We start from the raw sequence: 872 nt of genomic DNA on the forward strand, positions 1-872 counted from the left end.
TCTGGCGTGAGGTTCCGGCCTCGATCTGGGCGATGCGCAGCAGGGCCGAGAAGGTCTGGCTGATGGCGTCGCTGTCGCTGAGGGCTGCGGCAAGCTCGGCTCCGACCGGCAGGCCCTTCGCCTCGGCCTCGGCTGCGGTTTCAATCCTGATCCGCAGGCGGTTCAAGGGCGTGCGCAAGTCGTGGGCGATGTCGGTGCTGACCTGGCGCATAGCCTCAACGAGACCGCCCAGCCGGGCCAAAGCGTGGTTGATCGCGGTGAAGATCTGGTCAAGGTCATCGCCCTGCCCCGAGACCGGCAGCCGCGCCGTCAGATCACCCTGGGCCACCCGCTGCAAAGCCCCTTCCACCGCGTTGATCCGAGCCTGAATGCGGCCGGCGATAAAGGCTCCGGCGGCGATGGCCGCGATCAGGACGCCGAGGGCCGACCAGCCAAAGGCCCCAAGGCTGATCTCGGCCAGGTCGTCCAGATCGGCGTCGGTCAGGCCCACCACGATGGAATAGCCGCCAACATCGCCGGCATAGATGCGATAGGGATAGTCGGTCGCCACGTGCAGGGTTGCGGCATCGACCGTGGACCAGCCGGGCTTGAACCAGATGTCGGGGAGGCTAGTGGCCAGAACCTTGCCGTCCCGGCCGCGCAGCAGATAGACCGTGGCATGGTCCGGGCTGGCATTGATCCGGGTGGTGACCGCCTCAATCAGGTCGCCCTCGTCGCCGGACTGGCTGGTTTCCTGCAAGGCGGTGAAAATTTCGGTCACGCGGGCATCCTGGCGTGCCACCAGTTGCTGGCGCAACAGGCTGTAGCCGATGGCCGAGGCCAGCACGATGGAGGTCAGTACAAACAGAGTCACGCCAAGGGCCAACCGAAAG

Annotated in this window: 1 protein-coding gene; it reads right to left on the reverse strand. The window is 66.2% G+C overall.

Features of this window, described 5'->3' with window-relative positions; translation table 11 throughout:
* Window positions 1-853: HAMP domain-containing protein (locus tag AC1DVR_RS23645; protein ID WP_478003070.1), on the reverse strand; the 853-nt coding region annotated here is incomplete at its 3' end.
* Window positions 854-872: the final 19 nt, after the last annotated feature.

It is taken from the genome of Rhodobacter sp. P2_H5 (genome assembly GCF_056403335.1).